Source organism: Paenibacillus sp. FSL L8-0663 (genome assembly GCF_038008125.1).
In the GTDB taxonomy this organism is placed as follows: Bacteria; Bacillota; Bacilli; order Paenibacillales; family Paenibacillaceae; genus Paenibacillus; species Paenibacillus polymyxa_D.
Window position 1 is genome coordinate 1,664,700 of the sequence record NZ_JBBOYM010000001.1, and the last position, 16,417, is coordinate 1,681,116.

General features: G+C 44.8%; 15 protein-coding genes. 6 read left to right on the forward strand and 9 right to left on the reverse strand.

Annotated elements, in window-relative coordinates; all coding sequences use genetic code 11:
- Positions 1-124 precede the first annotated feature (124 nt).
- Positions 125-1,879: an ABC transporter ATP-binding protein gene (locus tag MKY75_RS07540; protein ID WP_340884866.1), complete on the forward strand. Its 1,755-nt coding sequence runs from the start codon at positions 125-127 to the stop codon at positions 1,877-1,879.
- 44 nt (positions 1,880-1,923) lie between these two features.
- Here MKY75_RS07540 and MKY75_RS07545 read toward each other — a convergent pair whose 3' ends face one another.
- From MKY75_RS07545 to MKY75_RS07555, 3 genes are all read right to left on the reverse strand, one after another.
- Positions 1,924-2,247, reverse strand: coding sequence for an AzlD domain-containing protein (locus tag MKY75_RS07545; RefSeq protein WP_340884868.1), 324 nt, complete (start codon positions 2,245-2,247; stop codon positions 1,924-1,926).
- Positions 2,244-2,969: an AzlC family ABC transporter permease gene (locus MKY75_RS07550; RefSeq protein WP_340884870.1), complete on the reverse strand. Its 726-nt coding sequence runs from the start codon at positions 2,967-2,969 to the stop codon at positions 2,244-2,246. Before MKY75_RS07550 ends, MKY75_RS07545 begins: the two co-directional genes overlap by 4 nt.
- Positions 2,970-3,389: 420 nt before the next feature.
- Positions 3,390-4,628, reverse strand: coding sequence for an MFS transporter (locus MKY75_RS07555; RefSeq protein ID WP_340884872.1), 1,239 nt, complete (start codon positions 4,626-4,628; stop codon positions 3,390-3,392).
- 334 nt (positions 4,629-4,962) lie between these two features.
- On the opposite strand from MKY75_RS07555, the gene MKY75_RS07560 reads away from it, so the two are divergent.
- Positions 4,963-5,511 carry a helix-turn-helix domain-containing protein gene (locus tag MKY75_RS07560; protein ID WP_029516544.1) on the forward strand — a complete coding sequence of 183 codons (549 nt, stop codon included), beginning with the start codon at positions 4,963-4,965 and terminating at the stop codon, positions 5,509-5,511.
- A 99-nt stretch (positions 5,512-5,610) separates the two neighbouring features.
- Positions 5,611-6,126: an acyl-CoA thioesterase gene (locus MKY75_RS07565; protein ID WP_013309488.1), complete on the forward strand. Its 516-nt coding sequence runs from the start codon at positions 5,611-5,613 to the stop codon at positions 6,124-6,126.
- Between the two features lie 109 nt (positions 6,127-6,235).
- Here the strand turns inward: MKY75_RS07565 and MKY75_RS07570 are convergent, their stop codons facing one another.
- Positions 6,236-7,705 (reverse strand): RICIN domain-containing protein, encoded by a 1,470-nt coding sequence (locus MKY75_RS07570; protein WP_340884875.1) that lies wholly within the window; start codon positions 7,703-7,705, stop codon positions 6,236-6,238.
- A gap of 227 nt (positions 7,706-7,932) precedes the next feature.
- Between MKY75_RS07570 and MKY75_RS07575 the strand changes: the two genes are divergently transcribed.
- Positions 7,933-8,631, forward strand: a complete 699-nt coding sequence (locus MKY75_RS07575) for a 4'-phosphopantetheinyl transferase family protein (RefSeq protein WP_340884876.1) — start codon at positions 7,933-7,935, stop codon at positions 8,629-8,631.
- Positions 8,632-8,676: 45 nt separating this feature from the next.
- Entirely contained in the window at positions 8,677-10,266 is a 1,590-nt protein-coding gene (locus MKY75_RS07580; RefSeq protein WP_340884878.1) for an amidohydrolase, read from the forward strand.
- Between the two features lie 69 nt (positions 10,267-10,335).
- Here MKY75_RS07580 and MKY75_RS07585 read toward each other — a convergent pair whose 3' ends face one another.
- The 3 genes from MKY75_RS07585 to MKY75_RS07595 all read right to left on the reverse strand — a co-directional run bounded on the left by MKY75_RS07585 (position 10,336) and on the right by MKY75_RS07595 (position 13,476).
- Complete coding sequence (locus MKY75_RS07585; RefSeq protein WP_340884881.1) at positions 10,336-11,961, reverse strand: S-layer homology domain-containing protein; 1,626 nt, start codon at positions 11,959-11,961, stop codon at positions 10,336-10,338.
- 157 nt (positions 11,962-12,118) lie between these two features.
- Positions 12,119-12,970: a DegV family protein gene (locus MKY75_RS07590; protein ID WP_340884883.1), complete on the reverse strand. Its 852-nt coding sequence runs from the start codon at positions 12,968-12,970 to the stop codon at positions 12,119-12,121.
- 32 nt (positions 12,971-13,002) lie between these two features.
- Positions 13,003-13,476 (reverse strand): hypothetical protein, encoded by a 474-nt coding sequence (locus MKY75_RS07595; RefSeq protein ID WP_069012792.1) that lies wholly within the window; start codon positions 13,474-13,476, stop codon positions 13,003-13,005.
- A gap of 219 nt (positions 13,477-13,695) precedes the next feature.
- Between MKY75_RS07595 and MKY75_RS07600 the strand changes: the two genes are divergently transcribed.
- On the forward strand, positions 13,696-14,079 hold the full coding sequence (locus MKY75_RS07600) for a DUF423 domain-containing protein (protein ID WP_029516551.1): 384 nt from the start codon (positions 13,696-13,698) through the stop codon (positions 14,077-14,079).
- Positions 14,080-14,185: 106 nt separating this feature from the next.
- On the opposite strand, the gene MKY75_RS07605 is transcribed toward MKY75_RS07600, so the two are convergent.
- Together MKY75_RS07605 and MKY75_RS07610 are read right to left on the reverse strand one after the other, a co-directional pair.
- A complete protein-coding gene (locus MKY75_RS07605) occupies positions 14,186-14,734 on the reverse strand; it encodes a hypothetical protein (protein WP_029516552.1) in 549 nt (182 codons plus the stop codon).
- 450 nt (positions 14,735-15,184) lie between these two features.
- Positions 15,185-15,955, reverse strand: a complete 771-nt coding sequence (locus tag MKY75_RS07610; RefSeq protein ID WP_029516553.1) for an ANT(4')-I family aminoglycoside nucleotidyltransferase — start codon at positions 15,953-15,955, stop codon at positions 15,185-15,187.
- Positions 15,956-16,417 lie beyond the last annotated feature (462 nt).

Here is a 16,417-nt window from a genome sequence, read left to right on the forward strand (position 1 = left end):
CAATGACCTGATCTCTTTGTCCTATAAAAATATATTTCGTACCTTTTTATTTTGGCCTCGTATATTCAGGCTGCTTTGGGACACACATCCTTCCTTTTTGATTGCTATACTCATTACGAATTTATTGAAGGGTGCAATTCCTGCTGTGATCCTTTTAACCACGAGAGAATTAATCAACAGTGTCGTGGCCGGAGCGTCAGGGGGCAGCTTTCAACCTGTTTTTATAGCTTTTGGCGTCTTGATCGGTGTCAATTTGCTGTACGATCTGATCAATATTGGCGAAAGCTTTTTTCGTAAAATGTTTCAAAGCCGGCTATCGAACCAGGTAAATATCAGAATTATTGAAAAAGCACAAAAGATGTCTTTGCAGTCGTTTGAGGATGCAGATGTGCAAAATATGCTCCAACGTGCTCAGGGAGAGGCAGATTTTAGGCCGTTTGAAATATTTACTCAAATTCTTGCCATTATTAGCAGTGTTGTAACCTTATTCTCGACGGGTGCTATTCTCATCGCATGGAGATGGTGGGCGTTCTTATTCATTTTTCTCATTCCATGCTTATCATTCTATTCTTTTTTACGTATCGGGCAAAGAGAATTTAATGTTCACTTTCAAAGAGCAGGAAGACAACGTGAATCCTGGTATTTGTCGTTTTTAGTGACAAGAGATAATAGTTTTAAAGAAGTGAAAATATTTCAATTGGGAGACTATCTGCGAAAAAGATACAAAACGATACTCGAAGGGTTTTATCGCGAGGATAAAGTGCTAGCGGTTCGTAGATCCTATACTTCTCTTGTATTTCAGATTGTAAATCAGGGTGCGTGTGCATTTATTATTTTCATGGCCATACAAGCCACTTATGTTGGTCAAATTTTAGTGGGGAACTTGGTGAGCTTAATTCAGGGTATCACGTTAACCCAGTCAACATCGCAGAGCATTGTACAAGGGATTTTAAGCTTGTGTCAAAATAATTTATATATCAAGCAGCTATTTGACTTTTTGGATATGCCAGAAGAGGCAAAAATACAAAAATCAGTTCAGCAATTGCCTTTGTCCGCTATTCACAGTATTGAATTTCGGAATGTATCGTTTAGATATCCGAACACGGAGGAGAATGCCATTTCTAATGTTAGCTTCAAGCTTCATCAAGGAGAGAAGCTGGCCATTGTAGGGAGAAATGGATCGGGTAAATCAACGATTGTGAAGTTACTAACTCATCTGTATTCCGATTTTGAAGGAGAAATCTTAATTAATGGACACTCTATACATGAATTGGATAAAGACAGTTTTAGAGAAAAAATAGGCGTTGTTTTTCAGGATTTTGTACATTATGAGATGGCTGTTAGAGATAATATAGGCTTTGGGAATGTGGTTTCCAGAGAAAATGATGAGGCTATTTGGACAGCTATAGATAAGGCGGGAATTACAGATTTGATAGTCGGCATGCCTGATAAAATGAATACCTTGCTTGGAAAATGGTTTGAAGATGGACAGCAGCTATCTGGAGGACAGTGGCAACGTATTGCAATAGCCAGGGCTTTTATGAGAAATGCCGATATATATGTCTTGGACGAACCGAGCTCTTTTTTGGATCCACACGCGGAAAAAGAGGTTTTTCAAAAGTTTGATCAGCTTATTCATGAGAAAATAGGAGTGTTTATTTCACACAGATTGTCTTCCGCACGTATGGCGGATACCATTATTTTAATGGAGGAGGGCAGAATTGTAGAAGCAGGTAGTCATGAACACTTAATGGATATAGACGGAGTGTATGCAGAAATGTTCAGGCTGCAAGCCTCCTCGTATCTTTCACAACGAGCGCATGGTTTTGAGGAAGGAGATTTGTCGCCCTCGTTAGTAAGGACGACAGGTGGAACCTAAGAAAGGACAGACGCCCTCCTATTGTAGGAGGGTAACTTTTATTTTCACCACAACAGTCGAATTACAGCCATACTCACAATACCGACAACGACGGTAGCCAGCAGGTTTTTGCTCCACAAGGCGGTCACTAGCGTTGGAAAGACAGCCATAAGCACTTGCCCATTAAAAGTGACGGAGGTCTCGGTTCGGACGAGTAGATTTTCCATCACGAGTGCAGTGAAAATACAAATAGGAATATAGGAAAGCCATTGTAGCACTGGCTTGGGTAGCGCCAGCCTTTGCAGCACGACAAAGGGAATGATCCTTGGGATCGCCGTGACAATCATGGCACCGATAATGATATACAGGACATGGGGATTAATGTTCATTTGTCGGTTAACACTCCAATCGTTGCGGTGATCATGGTCGCTACAATGACAGCAATATGTGACGGCACCCACCAGGACAAAAGGTACATCAGAACAGCCATACATAGCACAAGCAGCAGACGATGCTTGAGTTTGGAGGTATGGACACTTTGGAGCTGGGAAATGAGTAGGGCAAGAAACATCGCAGGCAAGGCAAAATCCAGACCAAAAACCTCCGGTCGGGAAATCCAGTTTCCGAGAATCCCTCCTGCCACACAGGATGCAATCCAGGCGAGATAAGCTGTAATATTAAGCCCGTTCATCCAGCGGTCATTGACCTGCCCGCCTTTAGCCAATTTATCCGACGCTACCCCAAAGGATTCGTCCGTCAAAAGAACGCCGATACCTATATTTTTCCATAGTGAATATTTAGAAAAGTAAGGAGCCAACGATGCACTTAGCAGCAGATGGCGGGCATTCACAATGAATGTCGTTAAAATAATGACAGATGGAGGACTGGCTATAGCCAGCATGGAGCACATAATAAACTGGGAGGCTCCTGCGTATACAAGCGCCGACATCAGGGCAATTTCCATGGTGCTAACCCCTGACGAAGCACCCACAATCCCTGCCGCGAACCCAATACATACATAACCAAGCAATGTAGGAATGCAATCTTTAACCCCTTGTAAAAAGCTGAGTGAATCATGCTTCGTTCCGCTCAACTCCGAAGCTATGGACATTTTAATCTTACCCCCAGTGTATAAATTTTTTAATAGTATATAACGGAAGTCGTAATGTATCAATATATTACACAATTGTATGTTATATTGAATAGTACCTATAGCGAACACGTAGTCTTATTATCCGTTCTCGGCTACACTCTTCTAATCAGAAGAATTACAGTCTAATAAAGTAGACTACAGGAGAATTGCCCTTAAAAAGCTGTTTGATTTACTATTGATGACCCAAGGAAGGCTATGTATTTACCAAAAAGCTTCGCTCGTGTTCCGGTTGCAGACGATTTGGCAGCAGCCAGCATCCAAAAGCGGTGTTCAAATCGGATGTGTTCATACAAGGACTGTTTTGACTGAATGGGGAGTTCGTAAAAAAAGGGCGTCCCAGTCAGTTCATGACTTATGGGACAACCCTAAGATGGTGACTTATATAAGCTCCTGCCGTTTTTTCAGATATCTGTAGAGAATAATTCCCGAGACCGCGCAGATGGCTGCGCATAGACCGATAACTCCATATCCCGCCTGAAGCCCGCGCAACATGCCAAGCTCAGTAGTTGCGCCGTAGACTATCTTGACCCCTTCGATTACCCAGCCGATCACATAGTTGCCAATGACACTACCTATACCCATCAGCGTGACGACGAATGTAATAGCTGTATCACTATCCTTCGGATATCTCCGTGCTATGAACGCCATCACGGTCGGATAGATCATTGCAATGCCTGCACCCGATACGGCAAAGAGAAACGCCAGTCTCTCCCCACCCGCGATTGCTGCGAACGTACATATCGCTGAGAAGGCGGAGAATAGAATCGTCGAAAGCACAAACCCCATCCGGTCAGTGAGCGGACCAAGCAACAGGCGCCCCAACGAGAAGGTAAGAAAGAACGCTGAGAGCATGCTGGACGCCTTCACCGTACTCCATGAATACGCTTTCTCTAAGAAGTTAACTAGCCAGCCCCCAACTGCGAGCTCAGAGACTACCCCAAACGACAGGATCATTACCATCATCCAGAGTGCCGGATCGCGGGTTAGGGTCTTGAGTGAGGTCCGTTCCTCATGCTGCAGATCGTCTCCCGGGAAGGTGCTGAGCAGCGCGGCCACAATCGGCAGCAGGCAGAGAGACAACATAGCCAGATACATCCCCCGCCAGTCCAGCGTATGTCCAAATATCGTCAGTGACATGACGCCCGTCGCCAGCAAAGGGGCGACTGTTGAACTGAGCCCATAGAAAAAGTGGGACAAATTCATCATCGTGCCGGTATTTTTCACAAAAATCCTCGCCCCCAAAATGGCGAGCGCAATCTCCAGCATGCCGTTCCCAATATACATCAAGAAGTAGGACGAGGCGAAGAAAGGATACGTGTGCGACAGATAGATGAACACTCCCGAGATGATCATGGAAGCAAAGGAAATGATGCTGACCGCCTTGATTCCCCACTTACGGACAAGAACGGCGGTGAACGAGCAGGCAATCAAATAACCAAGTGCGTTTAGAGACAACAATGTTCCGAGCTGCTGTTCATCCAGATTGAAGTCGAATTGAATGCGTGGAATAGCAGGGCCTTTAATATTTTCCGAGATGCCAAATACAATAAAGCCAATAAAAATTGTCGCCAGCTGCATCGTGTACATGTAACGGGACTTGCGGGTTTGCGAATTCAATTTAGTCCCTCCTAGATAGTCAACGTTGGTTTTCTCACCTGTTGGGTGTTCAGGGACGGAAAAGTCATAGGATAGCAGCCCTCCTTCAGGATATTACAATAGTTTTGAAAAACGTTTTAATAAGTGAAGTTTAAGGACATTTATATTCAATGTCAAATGTTTTTATTGGCATGTTGAAGTTAACGAGGAACCTGACCATATTACAGTAAATTATAGCATGCCTACTTCCCGTTTAAGCCTTGTATATACCTTGATCGGCTTCTATATATAGCGAACACACAGTCTTTTGTGTATTCTTCATATATAGACTTTTGGATACAAGGAGGCATCGTCCGTGGATTCAATGCAGTATATTATTGGCTCTAATTTGGCTCAAATCAGGAAGACTAGAGGATTAAGTTTGGATAAGGTGGCTGAACTGACAGGGGTCAGCAAAGGAATGCTGGCTCAGATTGAGAAGGGGAAATCCAATCCTACGGTAACAACCCTTTGGAAAATTGCGAACGGTTTGCACGTATCCTTCTCCACCTTTCTTAAAGAAGACCCGCCGCAAATCACGAAGATTCGAAGGGAAGACCTGCATCCGGTTATTGATGAAGACGGTAACTATTTTGTTTACCCTGTATTCCCGTATCACGCTGAAAAGAAGTTTGAGGTGTTCACGGTAAGTCTGAAGCCAGGCTTTACACACCAGGCAGAGAAGCATTTGGGAGAGGAAACGATTCTCATGATCCGTGGGGAAATGTACTTTGAGATGCAGGGGCAACAGCTCAAGCTGAGTGCAGGGGATGCCGTGCAATTTCAAGTATCTGACATACATACCTACCGCAATGATTCGGATGAGGATGCCGATTTTTATGTATTGATTTATTATGCGGATTAGTGGGATGATTAGCATAGTCTAAAACAGGCTTCCACATCAGGATTTTGCAAAATCCTGAGATATAAAAGAGAGCAACGAGGAAAAGAGAGGAAAGAACCCATGGAAAGCAAGTACATCCGAGAAACCTACTGCTTTAAGACATCCCGAGTATTTCCCAACGATATCAACAATCATAACACGCTCTTCGGCGGCCGATTGATGTCGTATATCGACGATATCGCATCTATTGCAGCTGCTAAGCTGTGTCGTACGAACACAGTTACAGCCTCTACGGATTCGGTGGATTTTTTGCTACCTATCCATCCGAGTGATTCTGTCACGCTAGAAGCGTTCGTAACCTGGACAGGCCGTAGCTCGATGGAGGTGTTCGTAAAGGTAATTCGTGAAGGACTAATGACTGGCGACCGAAAAATCGCAGCCACCGCCTTCCTGACCTTTGTGGCATTGGACGAGAACAACCGTAAAGTGACCGTGCCGCAGGTGATTCCAGAAACAGAAGAGCAGTTACAATTGCACCAGACGGCTCCATCACGCGCAGCCATACGGCGTCAGCGGAGGGAAGAAAGCAAGCAGCTGGCTAGTTTTCTGACAACAGATTATCCGTGGGAACTATAACGTACTAAAGATTATCAATTTCATCGTTTTACGTAAAAAGGAGCCGTTATTTCCGTTAGCAGTCACCATGATCTGCTCGGAATACGGCTCCTTTTGAAAATAACTTGGGCTATTCTACTTTAACTACACGGAAATGCTGATTTGTCCCACCATTATCGCCCCATTGAATGGCTTTGGCTCCATCGGCGGTGGCGCCTTCAGAAATATCGATCAGCTTGCCAGTTGCCCGATTTTTCAGCTTGTAATAACCACCGGTTACGGATACTAATTGCCAGTGCTGACTGGACCAGCCTCCGTCGCTCCACTGCTCAATAACTGTACCATCCGTTGTAGTACCGCTTTCAACACCAATTAGCTTTCCGCTGTTGCGGTTCACAATTTTATAATATCCGCTGCCTGCATCTTTGAGCTGCCATTGCTGGTTTGCTGCACCAGAATCTGCACGCTGCTCCAGGTCTGCGCCGTCCGTCGTTGCATTGCCAATAATGCTTAGTGGCTTATTACTCTTGCGATTCACTAGCTGATAATAGGCATCCGGATCAATGGCAATGGGGGGCGTTGTTATCCCCTCGACCACACCACTGGCGGTGTCAATATTAATGCTGTCGAACCAATCCATAGCTAATGAAGTCGCTGTTGGAAAACGTAGTGGCAACCATACATATTGAGAATCCTGCACAGGACCGCTCCACGCACCCGCCCATCGGTCGCCCAAATACAGGTATGAAGTTGTCTGGGCCCCTTCAACAGGAATCACGTAAGCCGACTGAGAACCATAAGTCGTACCGTCCCCGAAGTTTATCGTATTACTCCAGGTTCCTTCAATGCTGGATGCGGTAGCATACTTGGCCTGATTGGGATTCCAGCCGGTCGCCCCAGATGTAATCAGGAAGTAGACGTCTCCTTTTTTGAACATCGCTGGAGCTTCACGGTATTGTCCAGGCCAAAGTGTAGTCACTAGCGACTCAACTTGCAGAAAATCCGGTGTCAGACGATAAATGTTCAGATCCGCGTTTACCCGGGTAGCCGAAATAAGGTAAGCTGTACCGTTATCGTTGTATACGGTCATATCGCGCGAATCGTAATCCAGAGGACGGAAGCTACCCTGATATGTGTAATCGCCGTCCACCGTATCGGAGGAGGCGACAGCCACTCGGGCCTCGTTGTAATTAACCCCATTCTCCTTGTGCATCCATAATACGTATTTGCGTGTTTTTTCATTATAAATCACTTTCGGACGTTCAATATTCGAAACATTCAGCTCTACGGCGGAGCTGCTGGTCAGTACGTTTTTACGAAACTCCCAGTTTTTTAAATCAGAGGAACGGTAGGCGGATACCGCCTTGAACGTGCCGTTAGGATTACGATTTTCACCAAACCAATAATAGTAACCGTCTACTTTAATCATACCACCCCCATGGGCATGGACCACGTTTCCATCTGTATCTTTAAACTGAATGCCATTCACGACATTCGCTGAAGCGGCTGAAGCGATCTTAGGTGAAAACATCTGAAAAATGCTCAACGTCAGCAAAATAGAGAGCATAATACACAGCAAGCGGGCAAAATCATATTTCATTGTTTCGTCCTCCTCTGTATGTGCTGTTTTAAAGCGCTTTCATTGATGGTCTCTATAAAGTAGTTTTAATAGAGCTACTTATCCCAATTGTATCCATATTGAATTGAAAGTGCTAGAGTAGTATATTGACCATGTACACGGCACACGCCATCCATATCTAACAGACTTCCATCGAACGGTGAGTGTTACAAACTGGCTGATATTCATTAGGTATATAGGAGGCGACCATGAAAATATACGCGATTGATACGAGCAAGCCGGAAGCTGAGGAGCATTATGAATTACTGGTACATCGGGTTTCACTAGAAAAGCAGCACAAGTTAGATCGTTTTTTACATCGGGAAGATGCTTTGAGGGGCTTATATGCCGATGTGTTGCTAAGATGGTTGGCCTGCCGGCAATTGAAGGTATCGAATGCCAGTCTTCAATTTACATACAATGCATTCGGTAAGCCTTCCTTAATAAATGCACCTGCATTCCATTTTAATGTTTCTCACTCGGGAAAATGGGTGGTATGCGCTATTGATGATCACCCGCTTGGAATCGACATTGAGCAGCTTCGTCCTATTGATTTTGAGGTAGGTAGGGTGTGCTTTTCGGACACAGAGTATAATGCGTTAATGCGTCAGGATGCAGACAGCCGCTTATCCTATTTTTACGATCTATGGACGCTTAAGGAAAGCTTTGTCAAGGCCGTAGGGCAGGGACTAACCCTACCCTTGAAGTCTTTTTCATTTGAGCTAAAGGCACAACCATTCATAGGCTTCACGACAGAGGGCTTTACCACCGAGTATTGTCATTTTAATCAGTATGAGCTGGATCAGGATTATAAAATGGCTGTCTGTGCAGCTCATGACCAATTTGCCGAGCAGGTGCAGCAGATAGATATAAATACACTACGCTTGGAAGTGGCAACACAGGCTTAATATGTAGTGGATATGCGTATAGTTGAAAAAAGGAGATGAGTGGCGTTGACATTCGTTTTGTTCAAGCACGGCCGGTTGTATGGGGAGTGGGCTTCCAAAGGAGACTCCATCGTTGTACAGCAGGGTCGGATACAGGCCGTCGGATATGCTCGGGAGCTTGAATTGCAGTTGTCCGGTAAGGAATATGAAACCGTGGATTGGGAAGATGCCTATGTACTGCCAGGCTTAACCGATTCACATATGCATTTGTCTATGCATGGTATGAAGTTATCTATGCTCGATTTAACATCAGCTACCTCCAAGGGCGAGATGCTGGCTATGCTACGCAAACGGGTCGCTGTAACACCGCCGGGAGAGTGGATTTTAGGACTTAACTGGAACGAAAATGCTTTTATTCCTGTTGAAATTCCGGATATATCCGAGCTGGATGCCATTACAGATCAGCATCCGGTATATCTCACTCGTACGTGCTTTCATACGTTTTTGGCCAATTCAGAGGCATTTCGACGTGCGGGTATTAACGAGGACACCCCTGACCCGGCTTCGGGGGCCTATGGACGAGACGCAGATGGACGGTTGAACGGATTGGTTTATGAGGAAGCCTCCTTTGCCTTTACTAGCGTGCAGCCAGAACCGGATTATTCGGTTAAGAAGGATACGATTCGGCGGGCTTCTATGGATGCGTTAAGGCTTGGTTTGACTGCTGCGCACACAGAGGATTTACGTTTTTTGGGCAGCGTGGAGACGATGCAGCGAATTTACAGGGAGCTGAGAGAAGAAGGCCTTCCTTTTCGCACACACCAGCTCATCTATCATCCATTTTTGGAAGAAGCGAAAATGCAAGGGCTGCGTGCAGGTACTGGAAATGAGTGGATTAAAATTGGTGCGATAAAAATGTTTGCCGATGGGGCTATTGGCGGAAGAACGGCATTATTGTCTGAACCCTATAGTGATGCTCCACGTACCTGCGGAATGGCGATTCAACCGCAGCCAGAGCTGAATCAGATGGTGGCAGCTGCCAGGGCCGCAGGCTTTCCAGTGGCTGTACATGCAATAGGGGATGGGGCAGCGCACATGATTTTGACAGCGATGGAGGCCCATGCGCTCACGGAGGAAAGCGGTTTGCCAGATCGCCTGATCCATGGACAGGTGCTTAGGGGGGATTTGGTCAAGAGAATGGCGAAGCTGCCGCTGATTGCGGACATCCAGCCCCGTTTTGTCGCAAGTGACTTCCCTTGGGTACTGGATCGGGTGGGGAAAGAGCGGACGGAATATTTATACGCCTGGAAAAAGCTGCTGGAAGCAGGTATTCCATGTGCTGGAGGTAGTGACGCGCCGATTGAGCCGTTAAACCCTTTTCTTGGTATTCACGCGGCAGTGACTCGTGCCAAACCGGAAGAAATGCATGAGGGCTATCTTCCCGCTGAAAAGCTGGATGTACATGAAGCCATTCGTTTGTTTACCACGGGAAGCGCAGTAGCAGCTGGTGAGGCTGATGAAAGAGGGACGATAGCTGAAGGGAAAGCCGCTGACTTTACAGTCATTGACCGTGATGTATCGGAAAGCCCGCAAGCTTTACTTGATGTTAAGGTACGGATGACCGTTGTAAACGGGAAAGTTGCATATCGGTCATAGGCCGATGCTAAGTATGTATGCCAAAAGCCTTCAACTTCACTTTTCATGTGAGGTTGAAGGCTTTGTATTTTATAAACCACGCTCTATAAATCGGTCAGCGTTTTTTACACTGGACCACAGATCAGAGCTGGCTCCGCCCGCATACCAGTAGGCGAAGCCAGCAAACCCAGCATCCTGTCCCAAGCGATACTTACGAGTGAAGGATCGTCCTTCCTCGAGCCACAACTTATGAAGCTGTGTGTCTTTGTAAGACACGGTATACTGCTGAATATCCTCATTCCAGATTGGTTGGGAGACGGAACGGGATATGAGCTGGTTTTGCTGATCTAGTGAAATATCAGAGGAAGCGATTGATTGCCCGCTAGCGTTAAGCGTCCAGTTCCGTGTAAATAATGGCAACGCCAAGATCGCTTTCTCCGGATAGGTGGTTTGTACAAAACGCCGCACGCTTTCACGAAGCCATGGCAGTGAGGACACAGAGCCGGGGATCGAGCTACCTCCCCAATGCTCGTCATATCCCATCAGGATCAGATAGTCTGCCGCAGCGCCAAGCTGTTTATAATCAAAGGCGGCAGTCCAGTCCGTTCCGTAATCAGGAGATACACAAATCGCCAGTACCGTATTCTGACTCTTCAACTTAGCTTTTAATTGTTGGACGAACAATGTTAAATTGGCACGATCCTGACCATCTACATTTTCAAAATCAATGACAAGTCCGTTCAAACCGTATACAGATACAGCATTAGCAAGCTGACTTATGGTTGTATTTCGTAGAACCTCACTGGACAAAATTTGGTGCGTCAGTGCCAGGTTGGAACGGTTGCCTACCATCGCCCAGATATTTTTATGATGCTGTTTGGCCCAGGTGAGCAGCGATGAATTGGTATAATCGCTGATAATACCTGTTTCATTCAGAAAAAACCAACGTGGTGACAGGGTGTTGATGTTGGATTGGAGCACCGTATTTTCAAACTGCTGAATGGTTTGATCATATTGCCAGCCAATTCGGATGGAAGAAGCAGTGGAAGCAGTTTGGTTAGCATGTTTTGTTGAATACGTTAGCAGTCGCTCCAGTAAGACCGCTGTTTCTTCACGAGTCAGAGAGGATGCAGGACGAAAATAGTTACTTTCACCTTTCATAAAGCCGTAACGATTTACGGTGATTACCGCATCAAGAGCCCAATCTGCAATTTCGCCAGTATCTGTAAAGGAGGAAGTAGCATCTCCTGATCCGCCCGAAGAGCGGATGAGACGTGCGATCATCAAAGCCGCTTCTTGACGGGTTATAGGACTATTAGGTTGGAATGTGGCAGACGTTCCCCCCTGAACGATATTGAGCTGCGAAGCCGCTTCAATCCATCCATAGTACCACGTCTTTTTGGCAACATCTCGGTAGGAGGGAACGGGTGCTTGTACAGGCTCCAGACCGAGTGTACGGTCCAGTGCGGTAACCCATTCGGCTCTGGTAACAGCCTTTTTAGGAGAGAAGTAACCAGGTCGTGTACCGTTCAAAATTCCTTTAGCGTGCAGGGAAATAATAGACTGATAGGCATAGCTGTGTGCAGTATCTTGGAACGTAGCGCCGGATGCTGCTGCTGGAGCAGCTAAGTATGAAGAGAATGTTGTGAATATTGTGATGGCTGCCGTTGCTGATAGGGTAAGCTTGGCTAACCAACGTGATCGTTTGGAACTCATACCAAATAACCTTCTTTTTTATGATAGATTGTAGATTCATAGTTCGTTACTCGACGAATAATACTATCAAAAAGAGGAAAGTTATTCATTGCTAAATTGCTGGAAAAATACCAAAAAACCCGCTACCTATGCGGCAACGGGTCTGATATTGGATAAACTATGCCTTTTTGGCATACATAATACCGATAGTCTGTGGACCACAATGACTGGAAATAACACAGCCTGCTGTAGTTAGCAGTACCTCATGTGCGTTCGTTTCTTCTTTCAAGCGAGCTTGCAGCATCAGCGCATCTTCCTCGGCCAAAGCGTGCACGACAATAATGATATCGTTATCCATCTGATCTCGTTGATTCAGAGCGTTTTGCAGCATCTGATCCAGTGCTTTTTCACGTTTGCCGCGGACTTTGTAGGCTGGCGTCATTTTTCCGTCAATTACTTTGATCACCGGACGAATTTTGAGAAGACTGCCGATCAGATTTTGCATGCCTGAGCATCTTCCGCCTTTATACAGGTATTCAAGTGTATCAATGACAAATTCCGTATCTATTAGCGGCCTGGTTTTCGTCAACATGTCTACAATCTGCTCTATCGTATTGCCGTTGGTTGCCGCACGAGCAGCTTTCATCACAAGCAGGCCAAAGCCGCACGACAAATTCAAGGAATCAAAAACCGTAATGCGGCCTTCCGGAAATTCGGAGGCAGCGAGTAGCGCATTCTGGTACGTTGATGATAGCTCGGAAGACAGACTGATATATAAAATGTCGTCCCCTTGTTCTATGTAGGGCGTAAAGGCTTGAATAAAATCCGACGGAGAAGGTGCGGCGGTACGTGGTAAATGTCCCTCGCGGCTTACACGTTGAAATAATTGTTCCGGCTGAATGTTCACCCCATCTTGCAATGCTTCATCACCAAATACCGTATACAAAGGTACAATGCTAATCTCGTACTGTTGCCGCCAGTGAGTAGGAATATCACTGGTACTGTCGGCAAAAATTTTAATTTTGTTCATACATTGAATCCTCTCTGTGTGATGCAGAAAAATTATAAAGATTGCACGGAGGAAGGATAGATATCCGCTGTGCTATTCGGAACGGAAAGACCGATGGCAAGAAGTGCAATAAAGCCTACAATAATAAGTGCATTAATGATTAAGCCTGTAATAGCAAAGGTTTTCTTACGATTTTTTAACGCAATTCCAATGATACCAACGACAAGTCCGCTACAATTCAGCAACAGGCTGCCTAAAAAAATAAAAGGAAGCAATACCGTTCCGGTTTGCTGCAGAGCGATTTCCGGGTTCATCGTCTGGTATTGGCCGAAATGAGCCAGTAGATTAATAACCATAATAGCCAGAATAATATATCCGATCAGACTGACAAGCGACATAATAAAAGAAGCAATTCCGGGACCGGAATGTTTGAGCTTGACCGGAGGCTGGAACACAGGAGATTCTGAAAAAACAGGGTGCTCCTCAGACGCAGCAGGCTTTTGCAAATTAGGATCTTGGTTACTCATTTTTTCCACTCCTTGAACATAGTCCGAACAGGTACTAATTTTCCACAAAATAAACAAAAAAGCAAGCCACCCTACACATTACCCTTCAAAAGACAGGGTCTAATCATCCAATTCTGTATGCGGTCTGTTCACACACGCTGGCTGGTAAACTTCATACGGTTTCGATAAAATAAGAAGAACATTCGGCTAAAAGGATGAGATGAAAAGGAGTACACAAACATGCAACGGAAATGGATATTTACGGGATCTATAATGATGATGTTGGCGGTAGCCATTGGAGCGTTCGGGGCACATATTGTGAAAGCCCGGATCGACGCGGATGCTTTGGCCGTATATGAAACAGGTGTGAAATATCATATGATTCACGCTGTCGGTTTGCTGATCATTGCGTTGGCTGCTGGACAGTGGGGGCCTTCCAACCGTCTAAGATGGGCAGCTCGTCTGTTATTGACGGGTATCATTTTGTTTTCTGGTAGCTTGTATGTGCTAAGTCTGACCGGAATCCGTGTGCTGGGAGCTATCACCCCTCTAGGAGGCGTGTGTTTTATAGCAGGATGGATATTGCTGGCATGGGCTGCCATGGGTCTGAAGAAAGAGGATTAAAGTTCTTTTCGGATAATACAAAAAAAGAGAGTGGACAAGAAAGACATCATGTTTTTCCTGACCGTTCTCTTTTTTCATGCTTCGTTTTTTGGTGAAGTATTTACATTTACGATGTGATTTCATCGATCTCATTCATTTTAAAGGAGTACACTTGCTTCTCATCTACATGATACACACTCAGCAGGCTATTATCATGGTCCAGATTGAGGATGCGGCAAGGAATGCTGCGTTGTCCACCATAGCGGTTTACGATTAACCGTACAAGCGTATTATCATGTATATAGCGTTTGATCCATTCATACGTACTAAGGTCTTGTTGTGTTGCAGGCTTTGGCTGTACGTGGGATTGTTTGATCTCTTGAACGACTGGCGGCTTGTTCGTAATTGCGGCTGATTTCTTTTTAGAAAATTTTTCCGCGAGCGTAGCGGCTGCATCAGATGGGCTATTCACGGCTGACTGTTTTTTTAGGTACAGTGCAGCTTCAATTAAATTGCCAAGTTCGATACCGGATTGAATCCGGCTATCCGCAATGTGTTCGTTTTGGCTCAAGAGATTAAGCAGGAACTGAAGGGCCTCTACATTCGAACGGCCTTTAACTAATACATCTACATTAAATAAATAACTGGTTTCGTCTTGATTTGATTCCTTTTTCATACATCCTCCAGCCCAAGCCATGGGTAATTAGTCTTTTATGGTACCTATCAATATATCATTAAAATGTAATCTATCATAGTGCCTAAGGCCCTGTTGTTGGATATTAACAAAAATAAAATCTATATAAAGCTTTATGTGTAAAATTTTAATGGAGTACACTGGAATTGTACATTTTTTGCATGTGTATACGAATGAGGAAAGTATGTGAGCATCGGATATAGATAAGCAAAGACAGAGTTACATATACAGAGAATAAAGGAGGTAGTGGGTGAAATCAAGTAGTTTAAATTTTAAATATATTACAGTGGAAAAACATAACGGAGAAGTACTATTCATCCAGAAGAAAAGTAAAATTCCCCCTTAACGAAAGGGGGACTCGGCATATAAAAAACATGATATATTAACATGGTATATTATAGTAAGTGAAATTAAAGCGAATTTTATTTTTGATCAAAAGGGGATCCGTTGTGATCGAATAAGGTAGTCATGTTCGACTGCCCAATTCACAAGACCACTCCAGAAATCTTCACAGGCTGAAATGATCTTCGCTGGTTCAGCTAAATCTCCGGACATAACCAACTTAACTACATGATCGAATCCTTCTGGACGACTCGGCAGTTCCAGGGCCTCCGGTAGAACCATTGAACCCGTTGAGAAAAGCTTCTGATTATGCAACCCAACTAACATAGCCCCATATTGAGCAAACTGCATTACCAAGTACGGCAAGTAGGTAAGAGGACCATGTACACGGATATTTCTAAGCTTTCCTATAAACTCGTACATTTCACCTACAAGCACTTCGTTGATGGCATGCCTGAAATCTTCCTTTGTGGGGGATTCGGCAGCTTCCTTTAATATAGAAAAAAAGTCTTCAGGATCATACAGACGAAGTGGGGAAAAGAAGGGGCCATGTGTCAACGGCCATTCGCCCTCAACAGTAGAGGCAATTTTAAGAAGAACGTCTGAACTACAGACGTTCACCTCCGCTTTCCAGGGTCCCGCTGACCATTCATGGCTAAATTCTACGGGGCCGTTTGATTCACTTAGTACACAAAACATTTCAATGTCCGAGAAAGGGCCGTCAGTACCTTTGGCAACAGATCCATAGACCCCTATAGCCAGAATTTTGTCTCTATATACTTCATGTAACCTCGCAGCTATATCGTGGCAAGTCTGAAGTCTCTCACTTCGAGAAATGTTGACAGGTCCATTCATGTTCATTAGTATCCTCCTCTGTTTTATTAGGGTGAGTTGAAACTAAAACATGGATGGAGGAGCTCGGGCTTAACGGGGGACATTTTTTCGATTCATTCGAATTCCTCCCAAGCGATTTTGTTATGGGGATTGTACCCAAACGGGTTTATTTTAGCAAGCATGTTGCCTTTTCTATCTTGCTTACGGCTATGATAGGGGGTTATAGGGTGAATCCATAGCTGAAAATTGTTGCTGGAGAGCTGTGGAAAATAGCGGCAAGTTTAATGCATATATTTTATGAGTAAAGCGATGATCTGAAGAAGTTATTTTTTAAGGGAACTAGAAAAATTATGGTCAATAATTTTCTTTTCTCGAATCAATCTTCGTAAACCCAATACTTGTGCCCTACGATATAGCACTTGGATGGGACTAGCCCAGAAAGAAACAGATGAAAACGGGACAGGCTGATCTTCTCATAGCTGAACTAGG